This is a genomic window from Vibrio sp. M260121 (assembly GCF_036533715.1).
GTDB lineage: Bacteria > Pseudomonadota > Gammaproteobacteria > Enterobacterales > Vibrionaceae > Vibrio.
In genome coordinates this window covers 1-4,250 of the sequence record NZ_JATABF010000088.1, presented here as the reverse complement: position 1 = coordinate 4,250, position 4,250 = coordinate 1, and the positions used below count along the sequence as shown (strand labels likewise).

At 45.3% G+C, this 4,250-nt stretch carries 6 protein-coding genes and 1 pseudogene; 5 read left to right on the top strand and 2 right to left on the bottom strand.

Features of this window, described 5'->3' with window-relative positions:
- Positions 1-138: pseudogene (locus tag QTO06_RS25045) on the top strand (IS4 family transposase); the annotation flags it as partial.
- A gap of 46 nt (positions 139-184) precedes the next feature.
- Here QTO06_RS25045 and yjeH read toward each other — a convergent pair.
- Positions 185-1,447, bottom strand: a complete 1,263-nt coding sequence (gene yjeH, locus QTO06_RS25040) for an L-methionine/branched-chain amino acid transporter (RefSeq protein ID WP_331410295.1) — start codon at positions 1,445-1,447, stop codon at positions 185-187.
- A 176-nt stretch (positions 1,448-1,623) separates the two neighbouring features.
- Between yjeH and QTO06_RS25035 the strand changes: the two genes are divergently transcribed.
- The 4 genes from QTO06_RS25035 (at position 1,624) to QTO06_RS25020 (ending at position 4,080) form a co-directional block, all read left to right on the top strand.
- On the top strand, positions 1,624-2,079 hold the full coding sequence (locus QTO06_RS25035; RefSeq protein WP_331410292.1) for an Lrp/AsnC family transcriptional regulator: 456 nt from the start codon (positions 1,624-1,626) through the stop codon (positions 2,077-2,079).
- A complete protein-coding gene (locus tag QTO06_RS25030) occupies positions 2,076-2,453 on the top strand; it encodes a nuclear transport factor 2 family protein (protein WP_331410291.1) in 378 nt (125 codons plus the stop codon). The genes QTO06_RS25035 and QTO06_RS25030 overlap by 4 nt, the downstream gene beginning before the upstream one ends.
- Positions 2,443-3,357 carry a LysR family transcriptional regulator gene (locus tag QTO06_RS25025; RefSeq protein WP_331410288.1) on the top strand — a complete coding sequence of 305 codons (915 nt, stop codon included), beginning with the start codon at positions 2,443-2,445 and terminating at the stop codon, positions 3,355-3,357. The genes QTO06_RS25030 and QTO06_RS25025 overlap by 11 nt, the downstream gene beginning before the upstream one ends.
- 108 nt (positions 3,358-3,465) lie before the next feature.
- Positions 3,466-4,080: a LysE family translocator gene (locus QTO06_RS25020; protein ID WP_331410287.1), complete on the top strand. Its 615-nt coding sequence runs from the start codon at positions 3,466-3,468 to the stop codon at positions 4,078-4,080.
- Positions 4,081-4,135: 55 nt separating this feature from the next.
- Here the strand turns inward: QTO06_RS25020 and QTO06_RS25015 are convergent.
- On the bottom strand, positions 4,136-4,250 hold a 115-nt coding region (locus QTO06_RS25015), incomplete at its 5' end, for an integrase core domain-containing protein (protein ID WP_331407074.1).

The window sequence follows — 4,250 nt, the reverse complement described above, 5'->3', positions numbered from 1 at the left end:
CCGAGGCAACTCCAACACTTCTACTCAATGAGTGAGAGCTTAATACTTGAACCTAGGAGAGAAAGATCCTTCCCTAGAGTCGTTAAGAAAAAGCCAAGCCGATACCCTAGAAAAAACAATGCCGATCACCTTAAGTGAACGGCATTAGCCATTTGGCTCCTTCTTTTTTGGGTACTTGTTTTACTTATTCAGTCACCCGCCTAGTGTGCTTTTTTCGCCATTGCTTCCACGGTAAAGAGAGCATGGCAAAAATAGTAACGGCGTAGAGCATAGACCAACCTAAGCAAATGAATACTGCGGTGCATAACACAAGAGAAATTCCCGCGAGGATCTTTCCCCAACCTTGTAGCAATTTGTAAGCGGCAAGCATGGCTAGAAGATAGACCAGCACAAAAATACCATTCGCAAGCTTAAGGAAGAACTCCAAATCCAATCCGGATAACGAGCCAATAACACAAGAAGCAAGCAATATAGCGCCAACGATTAAAGTGGCATTGGCTGGAACGCCTCGAACTGACACTCTCCCGATAGCGCTGGTTGGTTTGTGTTCTCTTGCTTGCGCCCACACCATTCGAGCAAGGCTTTGAGTGTAGAGGTTCACACTCGCAAAACACGCAGAGAAGCCGATAACACTGATTAGCCACTTGGCATGATCACCAAATAGATGGGCACTTAGCCAAGGAATCGATGCACTGTCGAACTCTGCACTGCCATAAGCACCAAATTTTAGTATCACAACAGAACATGCCCAATAGGTCGCGCCTGCGACAAAACAGCCAACGATAATCGCAATTGGGAAGTCTCGCTGTGGGTTCTTAAACTCTTCGCCCATATGAGCAAAAGCTTCTATTCCAACAAAACACCAGAACATCACGCCCAAAGCTGCTGCAATCGACCACGTTGAATCCATCGTAATGACAGGCATGGTTAAATCGACAGAACCAACATCGCCTTTCCACAGAAATGCACCGACTAGAGCAAAAATGCTCAGTGCGATAATGGTTTGTAAGCGACCTGATGATTTTGTGCCGAGCAAGTTGACCACCATTAACAGAGCGACCGTGAGAATTTGAGCGAAAAGGTGATTACTAATGGACTCTGGTAACAGTTGTTGTAAAAAGCCTGCAGCAAGTGCGACAGCGGCAGGCACACCAACAGGAATGACGCTAACGAACAACCACGCCACGCTGCTCTCTAGCTTACTGTTGAAGGCTTTGCGGACGAAAAATGCTGTGCCGCCAGCACTTGGGTAGCGTTTGCCTAATTGAGCAAAGGTAAGGGCGATAGGGCAAATAGCGATAAATAAGATAATCCAAGCCCAAAGCGAGAAGTGACCTGCAATGCCAGCGGCAATCGCTGGGATCATAAATAGACCCGTGCCCATTAAGGTTGTTGAAAGCTGACCGATTCCGGATATCAGCGTAATGTCTTTTTTGAGTTGTTCCATAACGACCTCTGAACGTCTAGGTAATGCAAGCCATAAGCATATCTAAATTCTGCACACCAAAATGATGTTGTCGACCGTCAAAATGACGGTTGTTTTGCCGATAAACCGCAAATTGTCGGTTTTCAATAAGTTGTAATTGAGTAGAATGACAAAATTAAGGAAAGCTTGGTGATGTTATGGACAAATTTGATCATCAGATCATAGACCTCTTACGGCAGAACGCCCGTCTCTCTATTACTGAAATCTCAGAGCAAGTTAACTTGTCACGTTCTGCTGTGACCGCACGAATCAAAAAGCTTGAAAATGACCAAGTGATCCTTGGCTATCATGCCGATATTGCAACATCGAAAGAGTCGACGATTTGCGCGTATATGGCGCTGAAGTTTGATACATCAGCCTCTAGCCATCACTGTGATAACTACGCGAATGATCTGTACAAAATCGATGGCGTGAAATGGTGCCATGCGATCAGTGGTGAAACCGATATGATGTTATTCGTCGAAGTGCCTAATATCGCTCGTCTGAATGAGATTCGAGATCATATTCAACGTTACCCAGAACTTCGTAATGTCATGACACATACCGTGTTGACTGAGTTCTTTAATACCACAGGGAGCAAGTTCGTAAAATGACAGAGAAAGACATCGTCCTCAACTTCTGGAAAGCGATGGAGGGTAATGATTTCTTTGCGGCGGCGGAGTGCCTTACGCCAGATTGTGAAGTGATTTGGCCGTTAACCAAAGAAGTGATTCGAGGCAGAAAGAACTTTGCCGAGCTCAATTCTGCATACCCCGCAGAAGGTGAGTGGACCTTCACCATTGAACGTATTGTGGCGGATGGCGAGCAAGTGGTTACCGATGTGGTGGTGAGTGATGGGGTTCGCTCTGATCGCGCGATTACTTTCCACACTGTGCGAGATGGATTGATTTGCAAGCAAGTTGAATATTGGCCAGAAGAGTATGCAGCAGCAGATTGGCGCGCAAAGTGGGTAGAACGTGCTGAATAACATTAACCTGAATCTGCTGCGCTCTTTGCATGTATTGCTTGAAGAGTGCCATGTGAGCAGAACTGCGGAGCGTTTGCACATCACCCAATCGGCGGTAAGCCGTCAATTAGCGCAGTTACGTGAATTGTGCGGCGATCCTTTATTGGTTCGACAGGGTAACCAACTCATTCCAACACCAAGAGCATTGCTTCTAAAAGAGAAGTTGGATGATTTGTTATCGGAATTCGACCATCTTCTCGATGACAAACCTTTCGAACCTGCGGATTGGAAGGAAGAGTTAGTTTTTGCATCCAGTGATTATGTCGCCCAATACGTCCTCCCTGACATTGCCTCTCATCTGAGTGGCTTTGCTCCTCAGTTAGATATGGCGTACCGACTATGGCAGCCAGACTTTCTCGATAAGCTTCATGAGACTGGTATTCATATCGCGTCTTCCATGTATCCAGAAAAGCCTCAGGGTGTGTCTAGCGTGAAGATTGGTGAGGATTCGTCAGTCTGTTTGATGAAAGCCTCTCACCCGCTAGCAAAGCAAGAACATATCAGTGTTGAAGATTTAATTTCATACTCTCATATCAAAGTGACGGGTGGTGGTGATAAAGATTCCTACACCGATTTGGCGTTAAGAGAGTTAGGCCATACGCGCCATGTTACGTTTAAAGTGCCTTTCTTTTCTGCTGCCATCAATCGTTTGGTTTCAAGCGAACATTTAATGGTGGTCCCAGAGCATATTGCGGTCAATCTTGGGAAGCATTGGGACTTAGCCCATAAAGCACTGCCTCTCAAAACGCCTATTCATCAGTATTGGTTAATGTGGCATCCAAAATACGATACCGATCCAGCGCATAAATGGGTGCGCGAAGAGATTCGTTCGGTCATGCAGATTTCAGAGTATTCCATCCGATAATAAATGCCTTATTAGGCCATGATTTGAAATCATGGTTAGTATGAAAAACTTTGATTTCTAATTATACCTGTTCCGTTGATAGATTAGCGTCAAAGAGGGGAGATTCTTATGACACTAACAGTTTGGTTATCACTTTTTACCGTGTGTTTACTAGGGGCGATGTCGCCAGGTCCAAGTTTAGCGATTGTAGCTAAGCACTCGTTAGCTGGTGGCCGCATGAATGGTTTGGCAACCGCATGGGCGCACGCGTTTGGTATCTTTATTTATGCGTTCATTACCTTGATAGGTTTGGCAGTGGTACTTCAACAAAGCCCATTGCTATTTAAGACTATCAGTTTGACAGGTGCTGCTTACTTGGCGTATTTAGGCTTCAATGCATTGCGCTCAAAAGGTGGTGTGGCAGCGAAGCTCGAATCCGGTGAAGATACGACGGTTTTACAATCGGCGCGAGAAGGCTTTCTTATTTCGATTCTAAGCCCGAAAATCGCGTTGTTCTTTATCGCACTATTTAGCCAATTTGTGGCACTAGGAAATGATCTGAGTAATCAAGTGATTATCGTGGCGACGCCATTTGTTGTCGATGGTTTGTGGTACACCTTTATCACGTTGGTATTGTCCAACTCACGCGTCGTTGATCGTATTCGTTCAAAAGCAGTACTCATTGACCGACTGTCTGGCATCGTTTTAATGCTCTTGGCAGTGCGAGTGGTAGTGACGATTTAATCAAGCTGAGAACACGACGAACTGACCCGTCCTGATATGGGTTGACACTTTTTAGTTAAAACGCTCGATGTACTTCATCGGGCGTTTTGTATTTTAGCGCTGTATGAGGCCTCATCTGATTATAGATTTCTACAGACTCTGCGACCATTTTTCTCGCCTGAACTATATCT

Bases quoted from the DNA above. Each gene is read 5' to 3' on its own strand.
- QTO06_RS25030 (WP_331410291.1), top strand. From the start codon at position 2,076: ATGACAGAGAAAGACATCGTCCTCAACTTCTGGAAAGCGATGGAGGGT.
- yjeH (WP_331410295.1), bottom strand. From the start codon at position 1,447: ATGGAACAACTCAAAAAAGACATTACGCTGATATCCGGAATCGGTCAG.
- QTO06_RS25035 (WP_331410292.1), top strand. From the start codon at position 1,624: ATGGACAAATTTGATCATCAGATCATAGACCTCTTACGGCAGAACGCC.
- QTO06_RS25020 (WP_331410287.1), top strand. From the start codon at position 3,466: ATGACACTAACAGTTTGGTTATCACTTTTTACCGTGTGTTTACTAGGG.